The following is a 17,404-nucleotide window of genomic DNA, read 5'->3' as shown; positions in this document are numbered from 1 at the left end:
ACTTTGGGACCTCAAAAGTGAAGAGGCTACTGATTATTCCTTAGGTTCAGAGATATGGTGTTTCCATTGCCATTACCATCACGGTTAAAAATTGCTTAATTTCTTCTACTTTGGTATGGTCAGAATCATTGCTGATAATCAATGAGGGATGCCTGATAGCTATCCCAATCGTGCAGGATTTTGGCATTTTCCAAACCCTTGCCGAGTTCTGACAAACTTTTGGTAACCGATTGCAAAAAGCTATGGCTGTCATAATCTTTCCCAAACTCTTCCCAATCCACTCCCGGACTGGAGAGCTGAGGGCTGGTAGTCCTGTAATCATCTACTTTATTTACCAACAGTTTATTCTGCTCGTTGATACTACCATACTGTTGGCGCTCTTCTGGTGTGAGCGTTGCCAACTTTCCTGATAAAGCTGTTTGCATTTCCTGCAATACTGTGCTTATTACCGTTTTCTCTGCTTCGGAAAAATACCGGTTTTCAAAATTCAAAAAAGGCATAGTATTAATTTTTAATGATTATTGGTCAGTGATCTGTGGTTAGTGATATCAATTACAGAATTTTCATTGACCATGAATAATTCATCACTAACCACTAACCATTGATCATTATTCTATCTACTGCTCTACAATCGTAAGAGCATTGTATACTCCCGAGGATTCAAACTGACTAAGGTCAGTATCGCTAAATCTGGTAGAGATCCAGGAAAAAGGTCTTAGCTTATCCCCTTGATTTAAATAAACACTTACCGTACAGGCAGAACCGACTGGTTGTTGGTTGCTTCCCGAATTGGAAGCATAACCATTGTTGGTTTTTACCCTTTGGGTAATCGTCCCAGATGAATTTCTCACCTCCCAAATCGCTTCTGTCTGAACATTAGCACCTGCCTCTACCACCTGATTTGCAAGCGCATAGGTAAAAGTGGCAAAATATACCCCTGCTCTCGGCGCAACAAACTCTCCTGTAGTAGGATTGAAATTATTAATCCCAGTTGCTACACCAGAATCGGTGTCTGATATCTCTGACCAGTTCGTAAGATAAGAAGAACGGCGCTGCATTAAACCCGTTTTAGGACCTGAATCAGCTCCTTCAAATACTTCCGTGTTCTGCGTCGTTTTATTTGCCATTACCACAATACGCGGTTTGCCATAAGGAAAAAAGCTTACCCAATTGGTACCATCTGAATATTCCAGATAACCCAAAACCCCGATAGCCGGGCTGTTTACATATCGCAATGCGCCTTTACCGGCAGCTGCAGCTGTCTGGGTAGTATTTCCTATGGCTACTGAACGATTGGTACCGCTGCTACGCAAATCTATAGCTACTTTAGGACTGGCGACCATCACCCCTATTTTTCCTGTATTATCTACAATTACTTTACCTGCAGTGGTCACAATTTCGGTAGGATTTCCTGGTGAAAGTTCACCTACTCCCATCTGGGCATATACTTGTGTTCCAAACAATACCAGTAAACAAGCACTTCCAAAACCTTTTATTTTATGTTGTAATATTCTCATTGTAATGCTTTTTATAATTCTTGGATGCTGAAGTTGTTTAATGTGGCATCATTCAAAACTGTTCTTGTTCCGCCTGTGGTATGCTTAACAGTAAAAAAAATCTTTGACCCTTGATTGAGATAAAAAATACCATTGCAGTTACCACTTATGTAATTTCTGATAGTACTGGCCTGAAATGCAGGATAAGAATTTACCGTGATGAATTTCGGAATAGTGGTAGTGGTTACCCCACTGGTCTCTATGGCCGTTTCTATGAAGGTACTATTGTTTATAACACCACCGGCACCAGAATTGGGTCCCAAAGTAATACTGAAAGAAACCAGATAGAACCCGTTGCGAGGGGCCGTAAACTCATTATTTGTACTGCTAAAAGCACCTGTTGTATCTCCTGTTACACTCCAAGTTCTGATACGAGTGCTGGTATTATTCGAAATATTATAAGTTGCATCTGAAGTAGTACCACTTATGCTCACTTTGGGAGGTGCTGTCGTTGCCATAGGAATCCAATTCGCCCCATCAGAATATTCTAAAAAATTACCGCTATTATAACGTATGGCACCGGCACCGGCAGCAGCAGCAGTTTGCGTATTGGTACCTAAACCTATAATCCCTTTCTGATCTGCAGAACGAAGATCGACCTTGGTTACAGGAGCTAAAACTCCTACTCCCAAATTACCTGCTGTAGTTACCACCACATCATTTGCTGCCTGAGCAGTGCTGATGGTAGCTGTATTATCATCTGCCGCATCTATATGCAGAGTAGTAGATGGGTTCTGGGTAAGCACTCCTGTCTGAGCCGCAATAGTACTGGTAGAAAAAATCAGAGTACAAGCCAGCAGTTGATATATAATACTCACTTTCTTTTTCATAATCTGTATTATTTAATGTTCTATAATTGTTAAACTATTAAATCCTGCATCCGGATTATCGGGAAGGGAATTATTTGGCACTCTTAGCGGTATATTTCCCCCTGTAAGATTATGAAGCATCCTTACTGTAACTGTAGCACCCTGAGCTAGAGTAAATGTCGCTACACTTGAACCACCCGCCTGTGTATCCTTCATTCTAAAACCTGAAGGACCATCCTCAGTTTCATTATTCATTGAGTGACCAAAAGTTTTATATACTCTCGCCAAAACGGCAGGTGTTCCTGAAGTTCTATAAAACTGAGATTCAACCCGAGTACCATCATCAATCATAGTGGCTGCAAGGTTAAAAGTGAACAAGAAAGTGTACTTTCCATCACGTGGAGCTGTAAACACACCCGTTGCAGGAGCAAAGCCAATATTATTTGCCTGAGAATCTAAGGTCCAATTAACGATATCAGCGGCAGTATTTCCTATATTTTGTCCTGAAACCTGACGGGCTACTACAACCACTTTTTTGGGGGCCACATACAATTTGTTCCATACCGAACCATCTGAGTACTCAATTTTTGCTCCTACAGGTGCATTTACTTCATCATATCGCACCGCACCTGCGCCTGCGGCTGCGGCTGTCATTGTGGTAGTCCCAAGGCCCAAAGCATTATCAGTATTTACAGTAGACCTCATATCGAGGGGTACTGCAGGGGTTAAGACGCCCACGCCGACAAAGCCAGTTGTTTTATCTACAATCACATCATTCGCGGCCTGTGTTGTTGTAGGCGCAGTGGGTGCAGTAGTATCATTATCCTTTGCTCCGTCTATGTGCAGAGCCCCTTTTGGGTTTCTGGTGCCAACACCGGTTTGCCCCGCCTGAGCAGAGATCAAACCGATTGAGCAACACCATATTGACATTGCCAATATTATGTTGATTCCTTTATGTCTATTTTTCATTTTTTAAAGGAATTTGGATTACTTGTTATTTTTTTCTTTTATAAGAAGCTGCTCCAGCTTTTCGAGACGGGATATCAGGTCATTGATCTCAGTTTTTTGCTTAGTGATCTCCTGCTGCTGCTCTATGGTATGCAGATATAATTCTTCTATCTTTTCCAATTGCTGGATGGACAGCTCGGACAAGTTAACTGTGTAGCCATTGTCTGTTTTCAGAATATCTCTGATAGAAGTTACTCCCGGCAAGTGTTTGTTTGCTTTGATATATGCTGCTGTTTCCTCTAATGATTTGAATTTGTATGTCTCATCAATTTTAGATGCTCCATCAAAGTAATCTTCAAAAACATAATCGGCATATTTACCTGTTGTGGTATAGAAAGCTCCTGTAGAAGCCACATCACCTGTTACTGATAATTTTGGAGTGACCGTAACTGAATTAGAAGTAAAGGGTGCAATAGGCGTTTGCGAACCTATGGAAACATTACCAGCCTGGTAGATATTTTGAGTATTGGCTGTTGCAGCATTGGTTGTTCCCTGAATTCTCCATGGTTCCGGCGCAAGTGTTGAAGCATCTGCCCAACCTAGTTGAGGAGTACCACCTGGTGCAGTGCCTACACGTGCCAATACTTGATTGGTATTTGGTGAGTTTCTTGGAAATCTATAACTTCCCTCATAAGTATTGCTCGCATCATTAAAACTAAATTGTACACCTCCTGTTCTGAATATAGATACTTCAGATTTGAAGCTACTGTTTACAGCATCTGAAAGAAGAACTCTTCCTGCAGCTCCCATACCGTTTACTTCTATTTTTGTCTCTGTATTGGCTTGTCCGTTTGTTACATTCATTAATACAGCACTCCCAAGATTGGGAAAAGAAACAGACTGTAATTGACCATTTGAGATGGTATTATCAGAGAATTTGGCAGAACTGAACATATAAGGTTGTCCTGAACCATATACCCCAACTGAGCCGGTTGTTGTAGCATCGGCAACGTTTTCAGCGTTCCTCATATATATGTTACTTCCAGGTTGTCCACCTGTTGACCCATCAGAATTGGTCTCTATACCACTGAAAAGACCTCCATTACTGTATTCTGATTTAAAATCTCCTTTTACTTCCAGTTGTTTTGTTGAAACACCATCAGCATCTGTAAAACCTACAGCTACTTTCCCTTGCTGATAGATGTTTTGGCTGTTACCGGTGGCTTGGATTGTTGTACCTTGTACATTCCAAGGTTCTGGTGTAGAAGCACCGGTTCCACTACCAAACTTTGTCCAAACACTCCCATCAAAATAATAATAGCCCTCTGCTGTTATATTAGCCGTTTTTGTAGATGCTGTTCCTACGGGTGCTGTTGCGTACACAATAGCTCCTTTTTGTGGGGTATCGTATAATGTATCTCTTGATTTGATCTCGTCTCCGGTCAATCTTGGAGCAATGATACCTTCCGGAAGGCTGACCCCTGTTGTTTTTATGGCAACATCAAGTGTAGCTTGAGGAGTCTCTGTATTGATTCCTACCTGTGAAAATGCAAGGGAACTAATAGCGATAGCTCCTAAAAGAATTATATTTTTTTTCATTGTGAATTTATTTTTATGTATTCCGACTTTGCAGAATATCTGAATTAATGGGTATAAGAATCCCTGATTGGTCTGGACTTAAGACCAACTAGAAGAAAATGTTCGTTAAAAAATTCAGGATATTGACGGAGGAGGTCTTGAAAAGAAATAACCAGAATGGTATTCTATCACAAAAGCATTTACAAAATCAAAGTTTATTGTAATCGCTTTTGGTATTGTAAAAAATGTATTTTTATAATTCCCGTCATAACAAACAGCTTTTATTTGTGTTTGTGAAGATGGAATCACAAAATTATTTCCAATGTAAAGAGAAAGAGCCAACAAAGAATGGGGAATACTTGCGGATATTTTTACTTTAACTTGCTTAGCTGGAACCTTTACATATTCCTGGGTTATTTTTTTAGCTTCTAGCCGAAAACTTTTTTTAGCAATCTTATTTTTCGTTTTACTTTCAAGCGTCTTTTCGTAGGTAATGCTCAAATTACCTTTAATGCTGTCGACATTGATAATAGTTGCTCCTTTGGCTACAAATATTTTTACCTTGGAAACATTAAGATCATCAATCGTATCTTTTTCAGAGCCTTGTGAGACCTCACCATCCTGTACATATCTCTCCGGATCAGCGGCGAATAGCAATGTTGCCGATACAAAAAAAACAATCACAAAGGTTATCTTCTTCTGGAAGACATATAATACCTCAGTGATTGCTTTTATATCCATCATTTGTGTGAAAAATTTTAAAGACCTATTATAATTGGACTTAATAATTTTCAGCAAAATTACATGATACTATGATATATAAAAAGAATTTGGAGTTAGATATTCGGAATATATCTTCTAAAAAAACAGTTGGAAAACACTATTAATAATGGCAATTGATTCATTTTTAAGATTTAAGTATTTGTCTTTAGCATGCTGCCAAAAAAAAGTAGAGCCAAATCTTTTTTACTAACAAAAATATTATCTAATCCAGTCTAAATATCTGTTAAAACATATACATATTTATAAGAGTCGGCGAAGGAAAAATATAATCTATTATTGACTCTAAAAACATTGTAAGACAACTATAAGTAATACCTTGCTCTTTTTTAACAAAAAAATGGATAAAAAAAACATTTAAATAATATATTCGAAATACATTTGCTATATAAATATCAAAATTTCAATCATAAAATTTTATATTATTAGAATCACATATAAAATCAAACAGGATATATAAATTTATATTTTTAAATTGTTTTTATTTCAGCAAAAAGAAGTTACAAAATATATCAATAATTGTGATTTTCTTAAAAAAGCACAATTATATAAAAAAGAATCAAATCTAATTAAAAACCAGGCAATTATACAACAATAAACACAAGATAAATTAGGAAAACCTTACAACAAGTCATATACCAGTTTTTAAATTTAGCAGTTTATTTGCGCCCTTAAATACCGTGCAATTATGAAAAAAATTATTCTTATATTTTCTTGTTTGATTTTCGGATTTTATCACACCCAAAACAATGAAAAACTGACATCACAAAAAACGATAGATGCCACCTTGGAGTCCGCTGAAAAAATCTATTTGGAAAACTCCGATAAATCATTAAAACTTTTCTTAAAAGCACGTAACGCCTCTCAAACAATAGATTATAAAAAGGGCATCTTACGAAGCAATGGATTTCTGATGCGTATTTTCCATGAAAAAGGAGAAGACGAAAAAACCATAGAGTACAGCTACGAGACAGAAAAAATAGCAACAGAACCTACTGACAAAGAATATCTTGCAGGCGCTTACATACAAAGAGGTATATCATTTTCCTATCTAAACCATTTTGATGAGAGCTATAAAGAGTTTCAGAAAGCCATAGAAACAATAAAAAAATATCCTGAAAAAGACAAGCAGCATTATCACATGTCATCTGTATATGAAAGTCTGGTAAGTTGTTATTATGCTCCAGTCAAAGCACCCCAGGATACCATCTTGACGTACCTTAAAAAAAGTTTGTGGGAAGCTGAACAAATAGACGAAAGAATGAACAATATACATCCAGATAAAAAATACGATATGATATCCTATCTCAACATGGATATAGGAATGTTCTATGCCGGTGTCCATAAACCACAACGGTTAGACCTTGCAGAGCAGTATCTCAAAAAATCTCTAAGTATTATCAATAATAGAAAATTCACAAAAATCAAAATCAATAAAATACCAATTCTAAATGCATTGGGTAGATTTTATGTAGAACAAGAAAAATACAGTAACGCTACAGATTACGCCTATGAAGTTCTAAAACTAGAAAAAAAACAAAGGTCCCCAAATGATAGAATGATAGCCTACATGGTGCTAACTAATTCTTATGAGGGCTTAAATCGTAAAGATTCTTTAATAAAGTATATGGCCCTATACACTAACATCAGTGACAGTATTACTCATTTCAAAAGTCAGGGGAGCAACAATCTCATCAAAAAAACGAATATAAAAAGAGAGAAAGATTACAATAGTGACATTCAAAAAATCATTCTATTCTCATGTGCAATGGCTCTTATTACGATATTGGGAGGATTATTTTTATGGAAAAAGAATAAAAGTATTCTTCATAAAAAATATAGGGCGATCATAAATGAGATCAAGGTAGAAGGAACAAACAAATCAAAGCCCCAAGATCCTATCCACGATAAGGGAATTGCAATCACAGATGCCACGACAAAAAATCTGTTGGAAAAATTAGCAAAATTTGAAAGCTCTAAAAAATTTCTCAAAAAAGAAGTCAGTCGTGTTTATGTGGCTAATTACCTCAATACCAACACACGATATCTTTCTGATATCATAAAAGAATACAGGGGAAAGAATTTTAACAATTACATCAACGGACTAAGGATCCAGTACATCACAGAAATGCTTTACAATAATCCTGTGTATAGGGAATATAAGATCAGCTTTTTGGCAGAAGACTGTGGATTCGCCTCAAGAGAGGTTTTTGCCGTAGTGTTTAAAAAAGAGACAGGCGTAACCCCATCTTATTTCATCTCTCAATTAAAAAATGACTCCGAAGAAACAGAGTTATAAGTTTCATTATTCTTGAAAGATAATTTCGGAATTCCTTGCATGATATGATTTTGTAAACAGTCCAAATACCGCAATTTTGATAGAGTATTAAACTTTTATTATGAAAAATATTATGAAAAAAATTTACTTGCTTTTTGCCTGCCTATTTCTAAGTGGTGCAAATGCTCAAACTAGCCTGAGGGTTCTTGATGGTTGGGGAACCCGTTTGTACGATATCAATAATAACGGTATCGGCGTTCATCCCGGTGGTTATTATGATTATGCAACCAATACCAGCAATTCAATAGAAACTGGTGCTTCTGCTACCAATCGACTGAACAATACGGGAGATGTAGCTGGTAAAATGCCCTATTCTGCTACAGACGGATCTAACCTGGACCAGGCTGCCTATAGGAAAAATGGCATATGGACGGCCATCGGTTACTTTCCTGGAGATGTACCAGGAAACAGTTGGTTTGGAAATGCAACCGCCATTTCAGAAAACAGCAAATATGTAACCGGCCAGATCTCTGTAGGAGCTTCCGGATCTTATCCTTTTATATATAATACAGAAACCAATACGCTTACAAAACTTACTGATGGGGATAATCTTTGGGAATATGGAAGAGGCCAGGGCATCAATGATGCAGGATACGTTTCCGGATTTGTAGACAGAGAAGATCTTTTTAACGCGGGTACGTATTGGGTTCCTGCTTATTTTGATCCAAGCGGCACATTGCATTATATTGATATAGATACATCCGCATCTGAATATGGCCAAGGCGAAGCAGCAGATATAAACAATGCAGGGCAAATTGTGGGATATATAGGTGGTAAGGCATTTATATATAATATTAATACAAATACCTATAAAACTTTCGGGTCTACGGCTACTATAAGCAACCCTATTTTTACAAGTATTTCAGAAAATGGTCTAGCCATAGGTTACGAAGGAAGCCTTGGAAGCCGTAATGTTATCGTATATCATGAAGGAATGACCGAACCGATACTTCTAAAAGATTATTTAGCTCTAAAAGGTGTCAATATCACTACATTCGATGGGAGATTAGGAACAGGAATGGGCGTCTCTCCTGATGGCAAATACATTTGTGGATTTGACAATACCGCTCCCACATTGTTTGCGGCAGGCTGGGTCGTACATCTTGATGAACTTCCTTATGCACCAGGTTGTCTCAGCAGTCCTAATGGAATCAATCCTTCGGTTCTATATACACCATCCTGCAATGGAACAACAGAAACCATTACTTCTTCTGCACTTACCGGAGAATATTCTTTGGTACAGTTGACGGCAGGCAAAAAATACACTTTTACAAGCTCTGTAAATACCGATTTTATAACAATTGCCAATGAAACCGGAACAGAGGTTCTTAAGTATGGTACAGGTTCTGTGACCATATCTGCCACAACTGACCAAATTATTAGATTCCAGCTTAATCTTGCGGACAACTGCACCTACTCTTCTGATACAAGAGCAAAATACGTTAGTTGTTCTGATATTCCTGGTTGCCAATGGACAGTACACGTTTTTGACTTCTTAGGAATGGGGGACGAAGTGAGCTGGTCCTTGAAAGACAGTGCTGGAGATGTTGTACTTTCCGGAGGAGGATATGGCGCAGGATACGATGACACACAAACTGCATTGGCAGAAGGCCCACTCACATTTTATATAGAATCTATGGGAACATTTGGGGATAACACGCCTGTTTACACCGTTTCTAACGGAACCACAGAAGTAGTATCCGGATCATTGCCGCAAGACCTAGGTGTTCTGGAAGCCACTTATTCCGATCTCAATTGTGCCACCATGGCGGTTACTGATGAATCCAACAAATCTACTCTTAGATATTATCCAAATCCTACCAAAGATATATTGAAAATCTCATCCGAGAAAAACATCAGATCATTAGCAATATATTCTTTGGACGGTAAACTAGTCATGAATAACATATCATTTAAGAATAATAGATCTGGAGATATAGACCTTTCTACACTTAAAACTGGTAATTATATTATTTCAGTTGTCTTTTCTGATGAAAGTGTTCAATCCTTTAAGGTTATCAAAGACTAAAAAAAACCTTCTTCATTTTTATTTAATTCGAATAAAGGCTGTTTATGGTTTCATAGACAGTCTTTATTCACTAAAAAAACTATCCCACATGTACACATCAAAAAGACACAGATCCAATATCAAAATGACCTTGAAAGAACTTATTGGCAAAACAAAAGAAGAAACCGATCTGATTTTGTACAACAAGGGTTTTAGAAAGAATGAAGAAGACATGTATGTCAGAAAAACAAGCTTACTTTCTACTACTAAGCTAGAGATCTATTCTGAAAACAATATCACCTTGATGGTAACATTTTATGAATGCTTTTTAAAAATACCAATCTATGAAAACGTATTAATATAAAAAAAATGGTTCAAACAATAATTTGAACCATTTTTCTTTACTGATAATATTCATCCATAAGACTTCTCCTCTCCTTTGTCTCCAGATCTATATATTCGAATTTCTTATACTGGCAGAAAGATCCCATATCTTTATCACCATTGATAAAAATAGCCCCTACCAGAATCACATATTTACAGGGGTAATTTGTTTCCTGTACCAGAACCTCTATCCTATCATCTATAGCTTCATACATTACCTCTGTAGCTTCAAATATTTGGTTTTCAGCAGTCATGATGCGATTTTTCTGATGAAGGAAAATCTGCTCTATAGTATTCATCTGGAAATCAAGAGAGGTTATATTACCTTCGATAATTTTATCATTTGCCAGTTTTCCCAATGCACCTTTTGCAGCGCCACAACATGCAGAATTATCAGATTGACCTATTCTGCTTATCTCTCCAATAGTCCCATCTTTGGTAATTCCGATATGTGGTGCATAAAATATGATCACCGCTCCGTCCTCCGGAACATGATGAGCAAAGGCATTCATCCCGGTAATGCCGGCAAATGGGTATCCATCCAAACCTCCCAAATGGAATGGTCCTAACATTTCATATGCCCTTGGCGGATATTGTATGGCATTCACATCATCGCAACACATACTATCTGCATGCATGAGCTGATGTGGTTCAAGGCTTAAATGTTTTTCGATTGTATCTAAAAGACGATTTACGGTATCAATAGACGTTAATGCCTTTGGATACCATTTTCTAACAGCTTCTATACTCATAATTTTGTTTGTGTTTTATTTACATTAAAATATTATTATTCGGTTGTATTGCCGGAGGTAACTCTTTCTCCCCGAGCATTTCGCGCAGGTCTATTTCTATATTGCGACTGATCTGCGTGATCGGAATATCGTTGGCACTTCCTTCAAACGGATTTTCTGTACTCTCACCTATCTGTTCCAATACAAGAAATACCCAACCCAGCAATACACTGAAAGGAACTACAAGCCAAATGATATTCTCACCAAACTTTTCTATCATTTTTGATATCTCTCCTATAAAACCGAGAGGCAGCAATAAACAAAGTGCATTGGTAAAATAGAGATTGATGCTTGAGAATTGTCTTGGATAAGGAAAGTTTTTGATACGCTCACATTTCCCTTGCTGATCATACAGTTCTTTCAACTGATTTTCCAGAGCCACATAACTATAATCTGATATCTTACCTTCTTCATTCAGTTTCTTGAGCTGTGAAGATTGCATAGCTATGATCTGTGTAGCCCTATTTTTTGTTGACAGGACATATTGTCTTTCTTCCTCACTGAGAAAGCTCTTCAGCTCTTGATCCAAAATACTTTCCCATTCAGGAACTTTGTAGTATTTGAGATATTCCAGATTATAGCTTTTCGTTTTTACATTTTCCCAGCTCTTGATTTCTCTCAATTGAAATCTTAATGCTGTAAGCCAAGCAAAATGACGATAAATAATCTCTTGATGAATCTTAGTCGACTGTTCATCATCCTCTCTCACAAAATCCTTGACCATAATGCCAAAAGCACGGCTATTATTGATGATAGCTCCATAGATCTGTCTTGCTTCCCAAGTCCGGTTATAGGTCTGTGTATTTTTAAATCCTGAAATGAAAGCTGTAGCAGTTCCCAACAACGCAACAGGCACCCAAGGGATGGCAAGCCATTTCCAATCAAGGAAATAAAATAAAAGGGTTGGGATGACACTAAGAATAAGCATTTTATATATCTTAACCCTTGTCCACGGAATAAAATGCTGAAGTTTATAGTGAGAACTTATATTCATATAAAATTAATTTTTGGATGAAAATTTACTAATTAAAATCCCAACCAGCACAACTGTATAAAATTGTCCACCTATGCCGATAAAAGCTGTTATTAATTTAGTAATATGCATATTCGGAGTAATATCTCCAAAACCGATACTGGTAAAGGTTATAGAACAAAAATATACCAAATCAATGAAAATGCTGGCAGATGATGAAGTGTCAATTCCTTTAAAAGAATGAGGATCATGATACTCAAAGGTTTGTAACAAGAATGTTGAAATTTCTATTAACAAAAAATAACCACATACCGATGCAGAAATAATATCGCTGTTAATGTATCCAGGCTTTAACAAGAAACGGAGTAGCTCTACAAACAGAAATACAAAAAATATGACATAGTTAATATTAAGAAAAGTAAAATACCAAGGTACATCTTTGAAAAAAGGAATTCCTATAGGTAGCAACAATACAATTATAAAATGGATATTGCGAAACCAATGGCGCCATCCCATCTTCCCTGTAAATATAAAAACACTTCCCAACCCCAATAATAACATATTGATCGGCCATATGACCCTTGTATAAAAATCAAGGTCAGTAAGGAAAATTCCTACAAATAGATGTTGTATCAATGCTAAAAGCAATAGCTCGTACTTTCTTTTACTTAGACAATCTAATATCATTTTGTTCATACAATCTATGATCATCCAAAAACACTCAGGTTCTTGGCAATATCTTTTCCTGCATAAGGAGGGAAAACATCCAGCTCCAGGTCGGGGTTACCTATCAGCATCGCTTTGGTATTGCTTAAAGCATCAAACCCTGTCTTACCATAGTATTTTCCCATTCCAGCATAGCCCACACCTCCAAATGGCAGGCTATCTATCCAGCAATGCAGATTGGTTTGATTGATACAGCCTCCTCCAAAAGACACCGAATTCAGAAAATAATCTATATTGGATTGATCTTTACTAAAGAAATATGCAGCCAAAGACTTCGGCTTACGTTTAATTATCTCGACTATTTCTTTCAAATCATTATAAACCAAAACAGGAAATACAGGACCAAAGATCTCTTGCTGCATTGCTGGATCATCCCACGTACTAGGATATAAGATAGTAGGCTCCACATATCTGTCCTTTATATCATATCGTCCTCCCAGAACAACTTTTTCAGGAATGATATATGAAGCGACTCTTTCTGTATCATGCTCGCTGATCATCCTTGCAAAATCGGGACTTTGTTGTGGATCTGTACCATACATTTTTATAATGGCAGCTTTCAGCCTATCAAGAAACTGATCGGCAATATTCTCATGAACGTAAACATAGCCCGGAGCAATACACCATTGTCCTGAAATAGCCATATGTCCCCAAGCAATACGGTCTGCAGCAATATCCAGATTGGCTGTCTCATCTACCACTGTTGGATTCTGTCCCCCTAGTTCCAGAATGACAGGTGTAAGATTTTCGGCGGCTGCACGCATGACAACTTTACCCACCGCGGAACTTCCGGTGAAGAAAATAAAATCAAAAGGAAGCTGCAACAACTCTGTAATTTCCTCTCTTCCGCCAGTAACTATATTAACAGCTTCCGGTTCAAAGTATTTAGGAATTAACTCCTGAAAAAGAGCAGCAACAGTAGGCGTCGTATTTGCAGGTTTGAGAATGACCGGATTCCCTGCCGCCAAGGCTGCAATGGCAGGATCTAATAACAACAGTATGGGGGCATTGAATGGCCCAATGACCAATGTAACGCCGTAAGGCTCTTTATAGATAATCCCTTTGTTACCTGTTTCTTCCAACCCTTTAGGTATTGTTACTTGTTCAGGGGACATCAGGCTCTTTAAATTTTCCCTATAATATTTTATATTACCTAACGGCACAGTGATCTCGAAGAGTTGTTCAAACGGAGGCTTGTTAAAATCTGCCTTCAGTGCTTGGCAAAAAACCTCCTGATTATCCGTAAGCATTTTTTCCAACCTGTCAAGCTGATCGATCCTCCAATCGTAAGTTTTGGAAACATCTGTATAAAAAAACTCTTTTTGTTGGTCGAATATGGATTGATAATTATTCATCATCTGTATTTTTAAAGATTAATTAGCTTGACCAATATCTAAACGATCGAATTTTCCCTCAGTATTTTGATGAAACTTAAAGAAAACCCTGAATGTGCCCCATTTCCCAGCTTTGAAATTTCCATAGACATCTTTACCATCATTCTCAACTTTATCAATGCTTAGAAATTTTTCCTCTCCCAAAGCTTTTGCAAAGAATGATTTGAAATCGACCTTATTGCCATCATCGGTCATTACAGGATCATCTGTAAAGTAAGAATACCAGCTTTTATCTCCGTTCTCTAGAGCTTCGATGGCTTTTTTTACCGTCTCATTTGTTATTTTGTCGTACTCCATTATTTGTTGTTTTTGATTTGTAATTGTTTTTTCAGTTTTTTGTGCACATGCCGAAATGGTAAAACCTATTATCAGCATAAAAGATAAAAGTCTCATAATAAAAAGCCATCTTTGAAAGGATGTTGCAAATAGATGATAATCAGATTCAGTAGCAAAAATGGTAACTCGATCATTACTCCTTTCAGATCTTTATCTATCAAGTGGAAACAAATGATCAACAGAATCCCGGCAGCCATGATAAAATTACCCCAGACAAATGTCTTTGGGAAGATCAGCATAATAGCAGCAATCATAGTAATGACCCCGTTTACAGCCAATCCCGTCCTGGAAAATCCCCATTTGCTGAACATTTCCATCATCTCCGTTTTACCAGAGAACATGGCGAACCCTTGTTTAAGCCCCATGAATAATGCGATAAGAATCAATATAGAGTTAATGATTTTCAGTATCATATAATAGTTTCTTTATAGTAAAAAGAATGGATAACCGAATTTAATATTAAATCACAATTATCCATTCTACATTAATTTTGAAAATCAATTGTTACCTGGTAGTGTAACCACCATTAGCAAAGATCGTTTGACCAGTGATCCACCAACCTTCTGTTACCAAGAATTCTACCAATGGAGCAATATCCCTAATGTTTGTCAAACCTCCTAAAGCGGCTGCAGATTTATGATAAGCTACAGCATCGTCGCTTTCCTGACCATAGAAAAAAGGTGTGTCCATAGGACCAGGCGCAACCGCTGTTACGGAAATCCCTCTGCTTCCAAATTCTTTAGAAGCCGCTCTCGTGAAATGCTCTACAGGGGCTTTTGCACCAGCATAGGTAGAATAAAGTCCTGTATAAGCTGCCAATAATGAAGTTACGATCGTACAGATCTTGCCATTATCGTTCAATTTTTTCCCGGCTTCTTGCAAAAAGAAATAGGCTGACTTGGAGTTAACCCCGAACATGGTATCATATTCCGCTTCAGTCGTCTCTGTAAATGGTTTCTTAAGCACCATCCCAACAGTGTTGATAGCGATATCTATACCTCCGAACTTAGCAATAGTCTCATCAAAAAATTTGGTGATATTTTCCACTTTGGTCAGATCTCCTTGAAACAAAAATGCTTCTGCTCCCAAAGCCTGAACTTCTGCCAAGGTTTTTTCACTTTCTGCTTTAGAACTTTCGCTATTGTAATGTATCGCCAATTTTGCTCCTTTTGCGGCAAAATCTTTACTTAATAATCCACCAAGGTTTTTCCCACCTCCGGCGATTAAAACAACTTTGCCTTTTACATCTTGTGTTGACATTCTATAATTTTTTTAAATGTTAATCATACAAAAATCAACAATGAAAACTACAATTACATGGTGAACTTTTCGGAATATAGAAGAATTTCGGAAATTATTACACCTTTTTCCGAAATTCACCTGGTGTTATTCCGGTCCATTTCTTGAAGAATTTGGAAAAGTTAGATGGATCATAAGTCAATGACAAAGAGATATTTGCAATGGAAACTTCTTTGTTTTTCAAAAGCTCTTTCGCCATAAGAATTATTTTTTCATCATAAAAATGGCATGGATGTTCTCCTGTTTCTTTTCGTACGGTATCTGTCAAATGTTGATGGGAAATCGCCAACTTGGATGCAATTTGATTAAGCTCCATAAACTCTAAAACTCTTCCATTAACAACATCATCGATATGCTGATCTAAAAATTGGAAATATTTGGATGTAATTTCTTTACTTCTAGAATTGGGTTGAGAATTATTTTTCATTCAATCTGTGTATTTGATGATTTAAATATACATCTAAATTATATATACATTTTTAAATCAGCTCCATTATTTCAAACAAAAAAAGCCCTTTAATAAAAAATTAAAGAGCTTTTATTGTCTACAAATAAAAAACTTATTCTGAGAGAATAAGAATTATTTTTTAGATTCTTCCACAGAAACTTTTCTGAATTCTTTAAAAAGCTTTGTAAGTTCCAAAGCTGACTTTCTAGCTCTTGTTCCAGCTGCTTTGTTTCCTTTTTCTGATTGTTGTTCTGCTTCTTTTGAGAATGCTTCAAATTCTGTGTTGATCTTTTCGATTAGCTCTTTCATTTGTCTATAAATATTTTTTGTTAAAAATGAGTGCAAATATAATTGTTTTATAATGTTTTCATATCTATCACAGAGAATATATTTTTTGAGATCTTGTCTCAACATTTGATTGTTCTTCAAAAAATCAATTCTTTGGTCTGTTTTTTTAATTTTTGAATAAGTTGGTAAAAAATCATTTAACGATCTGTTTTTTTACCTGCACCCAAGATCGACATACCCATTCCGGAAAAAAAGTGGGTATAACGGATTCTAAAAGAAGTTAATTTAAAATAATCCTTCCAACTGATTAAAGACAGGAATTAAAGACCTACCTTTTTCTGTAAGATGATATTCTATGTGTAAAGGTTTTTTACTAATAATAATTTTCTTAAGTAATTCTGCTTCTGTCAAATCCCTCAAAGCAATTGATAATGATTGTTTGTTTGAACCTTCCAGTTCGCGTAACAGACTATTAAATCTTAAAGTAGATTTTGTTGCCAGAAGAAATATCTCAGGCTTTAGCTTACCGGAAAATAGTTTCAAAAGTTTCTGCATAGGGCAAATTTCTAAATCATCAGGTGTGTTTTTGGTAGTCATATTTTATTTACTTATTGTGAAATTATTCTATAATATTAATATTTGCATAAAATATAATAACATAATTGCAAAGTAATACCAAACATATTAATTAGCAAACAAATAATTAAGAAAAAAATCTGAAAAATCATTAAAAAAAGAACAAAACAGT

Annotated in this window: 19 protein-coding genes; 3 read left to right on the top strand and 16 right to left on the bottom strand. The window is 36.6% G+C overall.

The features are described from left to right. Nucleotides 1-125 precede the first annotated feature (125 nt). From BLT30_RS03485 to BLT30_RS03460, 6 genes are all read right to left on the bottom strand, one after another. Nucleotides 126-500, bottom strand: a complete 375-nt coding sequence (locus BLT30_RS03485) for a hypothetical protein (RefSeq protein ID WP_089871431.1) — start codon at nt 498-500, stop codon at nt 126-128. Nucleotides 501-617: 117 nt separating this feature from the next. Then, the gene (locus BLT30_RS03480) at nt 618-1,517 is read right to left on the bottom strand and encodes a hypothetical protein (RefSeq protein WP_139166562.1); all 900 of its coding nucleotides are present in this window, start codon (nt 1,515-1,517) and stop codon (nt 618-620) included. Between the two features lie 11 nt (nt 1,518-1,528). After that, nucleotides 1,529-2,374: a hypothetical protein gene (locus tag BLT30_RS03475; RefSeq protein ID WP_245707101.1), complete on the bottom strand. Its 846-nt coding sequence runs from the start codon at nt 2,372-2,374 to the stop codon at nt 1,529-1,531. A 24-nt stretch (nt 2,375-2,398) separates the two neighbouring features. Further along, nucleotides 2,399-3,295, bottom strand: a complete 897-nt coding sequence (locus BLT30_RS03470; protein ID WP_089872879.1) for a hypothetical protein — start codon at nt 3,293-3,295, stop codon at nt 2,399-2,401. A gap of 57 nt (nt 3,296-3,352) precedes the next feature. After that, entirely contained in the window at nt 3,353-4,912 is a 1,560-nt protein-coding gene (locus BLT30_RS03465; RefSeq protein WP_089871426.1) for a hypothetical protein, read from the bottom strand. Nucleotides 4,913-5,026: 114 nt separating this feature from the next. Beyond that, nucleotides 5,027-5,635, bottom strand: coding sequence for a hypothetical protein (locus BLT30_RS03460; RefSeq protein ID WP_139166561.1), 609 nt, complete (start codon nt 5,633-5,635; stop codon nt 5,027-5,029). A gap of 724 nt (nt 5,636-6,359) precedes the next feature. On the opposite strand from BLT30_RS03460, the gene BLT30_RS03455 reads away from it, so the two are divergent. The 3 genes from BLT30_RS03455 (at nt 6,360) to BLT30_RS03445 (ending at nt 10,381) form a co-directional block, all read left to right on the top strand. Beyond that, a complete protein-coding gene (locus BLT30_RS03455; RefSeq protein WP_089871423.1) occupies nt 6,360-7,970 on the top strand; it encodes a helix-turn-helix transcriptional regulator in 1,611 nt (536 codons plus the stop codon). A gap of 112 nt (nt 7,971-8,082) precedes the next feature. After that, nucleotides 8,083-10,038, top strand: a complete 1,956-nt coding sequence (locus BLT30_RS03450; RefSeq protein WP_175487121.1) for a T9SS type A sorting domain-containing protein — start codon at nt 8,083-8,085, stop codon at nt 10,036-10,038. A gap of 88 nt (nt 10,039-10,126) precedes the next feature. Beyond that, nucleotides 10,127-10,381, top strand: coding sequence for a hypothetical protein (locus tag BLT30_RS03445; protein WP_089871419.1), 255 nt, complete (start codon nt 10,127-10,129; stop codon nt 10,379-10,381). A gap of 37 nt (nt 10,382-10,418) precedes the next feature. Here BLT30_RS03445 and BLT30_RS03440 read toward each other — a convergent pair whose 3' ends face one another. The 10 genes from BLT30_RS03440 to BLT30_RS03395 form a co-directional block, all read right to left on the bottom strand. Next, nucleotides 10,419-11,153, bottom strand: a complete 735-nt coding sequence (locus BLT30_RS03440) for a hypothetical protein (protein WP_089871418.1) — start codon at nt 11,151-11,153, stop codon at nt 10,419-10,421. Between the two features lie 19 nt (nt 11,154-11,172). Then, nucleotides 11,173-12,120 carry a bestrophin family protein gene (locus BLT30_RS03435; protein ID WP_245707100.1) on the bottom strand — a complete coding sequence of 316 codons (948 nt, stop codon included), beginning with the start codon at nt 12,118-12,120 and terminating at the stop codon, nt 11,173-11,175. Nucleotides 12,121-12,192: 72 nt separating this feature from the next. Further along, nucleotides 12,193-12,861: a potassium channel family protein gene (locus tag BLT30_RS03430; RefSeq protein ID WP_089872877.1), complete on the bottom strand. Its 669-nt coding sequence runs from the start codon at nt 12,859-12,861 to the stop codon at nt 12,193-12,195. An 11-nt stretch (nt 12,862-12,872) separates the two neighbouring features. Then, nucleotides 12,873-14,249 (bottom strand): aldehyde dehydrogenase family protein, encoded by a 1,377-nt coding sequence (locus BLT30_RS03425; protein WP_221405570.1) that lies wholly within the window; start codon nt 14,247-14,249, stop codon nt 12,873-12,875. A gap of 15 nt (nt 14,250-14,264) precedes the next feature. Continuing rightward, nucleotides 14,265-14,582: a hypothetical protein gene (locus tag BLT30_RS03420; protein WP_245707099.1), complete on the bottom strand. Its 318-nt coding sequence runs from the start codon at nt 14,580-14,582 to the stop codon at nt 14,265-14,267. Between the two features lie 92 nt (nt 14,583-14,674). After that, entirely contained in the window at nt 14,675-15,034 is a 360-nt protein-coding gene (locus BLT30_RS03415) for a DoxX family protein (protein ID WP_089871410.1), read from the bottom strand. A 91-nt stretch (nt 15,035-15,125) separates the two neighbouring features. Continuing rightward, nucleotides 15,126-15,881: an SDR family oxidoreductase gene (locus BLT30_RS03410; protein ID WP_089871408.1), complete on the bottom strand. Its 756-nt coding sequence runs from the start codon at nt 15,879-15,881 to the stop codon at nt 15,126-15,128. Nucleotides 15,882-15,978: 97 nt separating this feature from the next. Continuing rightward, nucleotides 15,979-16,347 (bottom strand): helix-turn-helix domain-containing protein, encoded by a 369-nt coding sequence (locus tag BLT30_RS03405; RefSeq protein WP_089871406.1) that lies wholly within the window; start codon nt 16,345-16,347, stop codon nt 15,979-15,981. Nucleotides 16,348-16,500: 153 nt separating this feature from the next. Then, nucleotides 16,501-16,677 (bottom strand): histone H1, encoded by a 177-nt coding sequence (locus tag BLT30_RS03400; protein WP_089871404.1) that lies wholly within the window; start codon nt 16,675-16,677, stop codon nt 16,501-16,503. 264 nt (nt 16,678-16,941) lie between these two features. Then, nucleotides 16,942-17,253, bottom strand: a complete 312-nt coding sequence (locus BLT30_RS03395; protein WP_089871402.1) for a winged helix-turn-helix transcriptional regulator — start codon at nt 17,251-17,253, stop codon at nt 16,942-16,944. Nucleotides 17,254-17,404 lie beyond the last annotated feature (151 nt).

This window comes from Epilithonimonas hungarica, assembly GCF_900102265.1.
GTDB lineage: Bacteria > Bacteroidota > Bacteroidia > Flavobacteriales > Weeksellaceae > Epilithonimonas > Epilithonimonas hungarica.
This window is presented reverse-complemented; position numbering and strand designations above follow the sequence as displayed.

Excerpts from the sequence above, each read along its gene's own strand:
- BLT30_RS03440 (WP_089871418.1), bottom strand. The coding sequence starts at position 11,153 with ATGAGTATAGAAGCTGTTAGAAAATGGTATCCAAAGGCATTAACGTCT.
- BLT30_RS03455 (WP_089871423.1), top strand. The coding sequence starts at position 6,360 with ATGAAAAAAATTATTCTTATATTTTCTTGTTTGATTTTCGGATTTTAT.
- BLT30_RS03450 (WP_175487121.1), top strand. The coding sequence starts at position 8,083 with ATGAAAAAAATTTACTTGCTTTTTGCCTGCCTATTTCTAAGTGGTGCA.
- BLT30_RS03395 (WP_089871402.1), bottom strand. The coding sequence starts at position 17,253 with ATGACTACCAAAAACACACCTGATGATTTAGAAATTTGCCCTATGCAG.
- BLT30_RS03405 (WP_089871406.1), bottom strand. The coding sequence starts at position 16,347 with ATGAAAAATAATTCTCAACCCAATTCTAGAAGTAAAGAAATTACATCC.
- BLT30_RS03425 (WP_221405570.1), bottom strand. The coding sequence starts at position 14,249 with ATGATGAATAATTATCAATCCATATTCGACCAACAAAAAGAGTTTTTT.
- BLT30_RS03480 (WP_139166562.1), bottom strand. The coding sequence starts at position 1,517 with ATGAGAATATTACAACATAAAATAAAAGGTTTTGGAAGTGCTTGTTTA.
- BLT30_RS03420 (WP_245707099.1), bottom strand. The coding sequence starts at position 14,582 with ATGGAGTACGACAAAATAACAAATGAGACGGTAAAAAAAGCCATCGAA.
- BLT30_RS03470 (WP_089872879.1), bottom strand. The coding sequence starts at position 3,295 with ATGTCAATATGGTGTTGCTCAATCGGTTTGATCTCTGCTCAGGCGGGG.
- BLT30_RS03465 (WP_089871426.1), bottom strand. The coding sequence starts at position 4,912 with ATGAAAAAAAATATAATTCTTTTAGGAGCTATCGCTATTAGTTCCCTT.
- BLT30_RS03410 (WP_089871408.1), bottom strand. The coding sequence starts at position 15,881 with ATGTCAACACAAGATGTAAAAGGCAAAGTTGTTTTAATCGCCGGAGGT.
- BLT30_RS03485 (WP_089871431.1), bottom strand. The coding sequence starts at position 500 with ATGCCTTTTTTGAATTTTGAAAACCGGTATTTTTCCGAAGCAGAGAAA.
- BLT30_RS03435 (WP_245707100.1), bottom strand. The coding sequence starts at position 12,120 with ATGCTTATTCTTAGTGTCATCCCAACCCTTTTATTTTATTTCCTTGAT.
- BLT30_RS03430 (WP_089872877.1), bottom strand. The coding sequence starts at position 12,861 with ATGAACAAAATGATATTAGATTGTCTAAGTAAAAGAAAGTACGAGCTA.
- BLT30_RS03400 (WP_089871404.1), bottom strand. The coding sequence starts at position 16,677 with ATGAAAGAGCTAATCGAAAAGATCAACACAGAATTTGAAGCATTCTCA.
- BLT30_RS03415 (WP_089871410.1), bottom strand. The coding sequence starts at position 15,034 with ATGATACTGAAAATCATTAACTCTATATTGATTCTTATCGCATTATTC.
- BLT30_RS03460 (WP_139166561.1), bottom strand. The coding sequence starts at position 5,635 with ATGATGGATATAAAAGCAATCACTGAGGTATTATATGTCTTCCAGAAG.
- BLT30_RS03445 (WP_089871419.1), top strand. The coding sequence starts at position 10,127 with ATGTACACATCAAAAAGACACAGATCCAATATCAAAATGACCTTGAAA.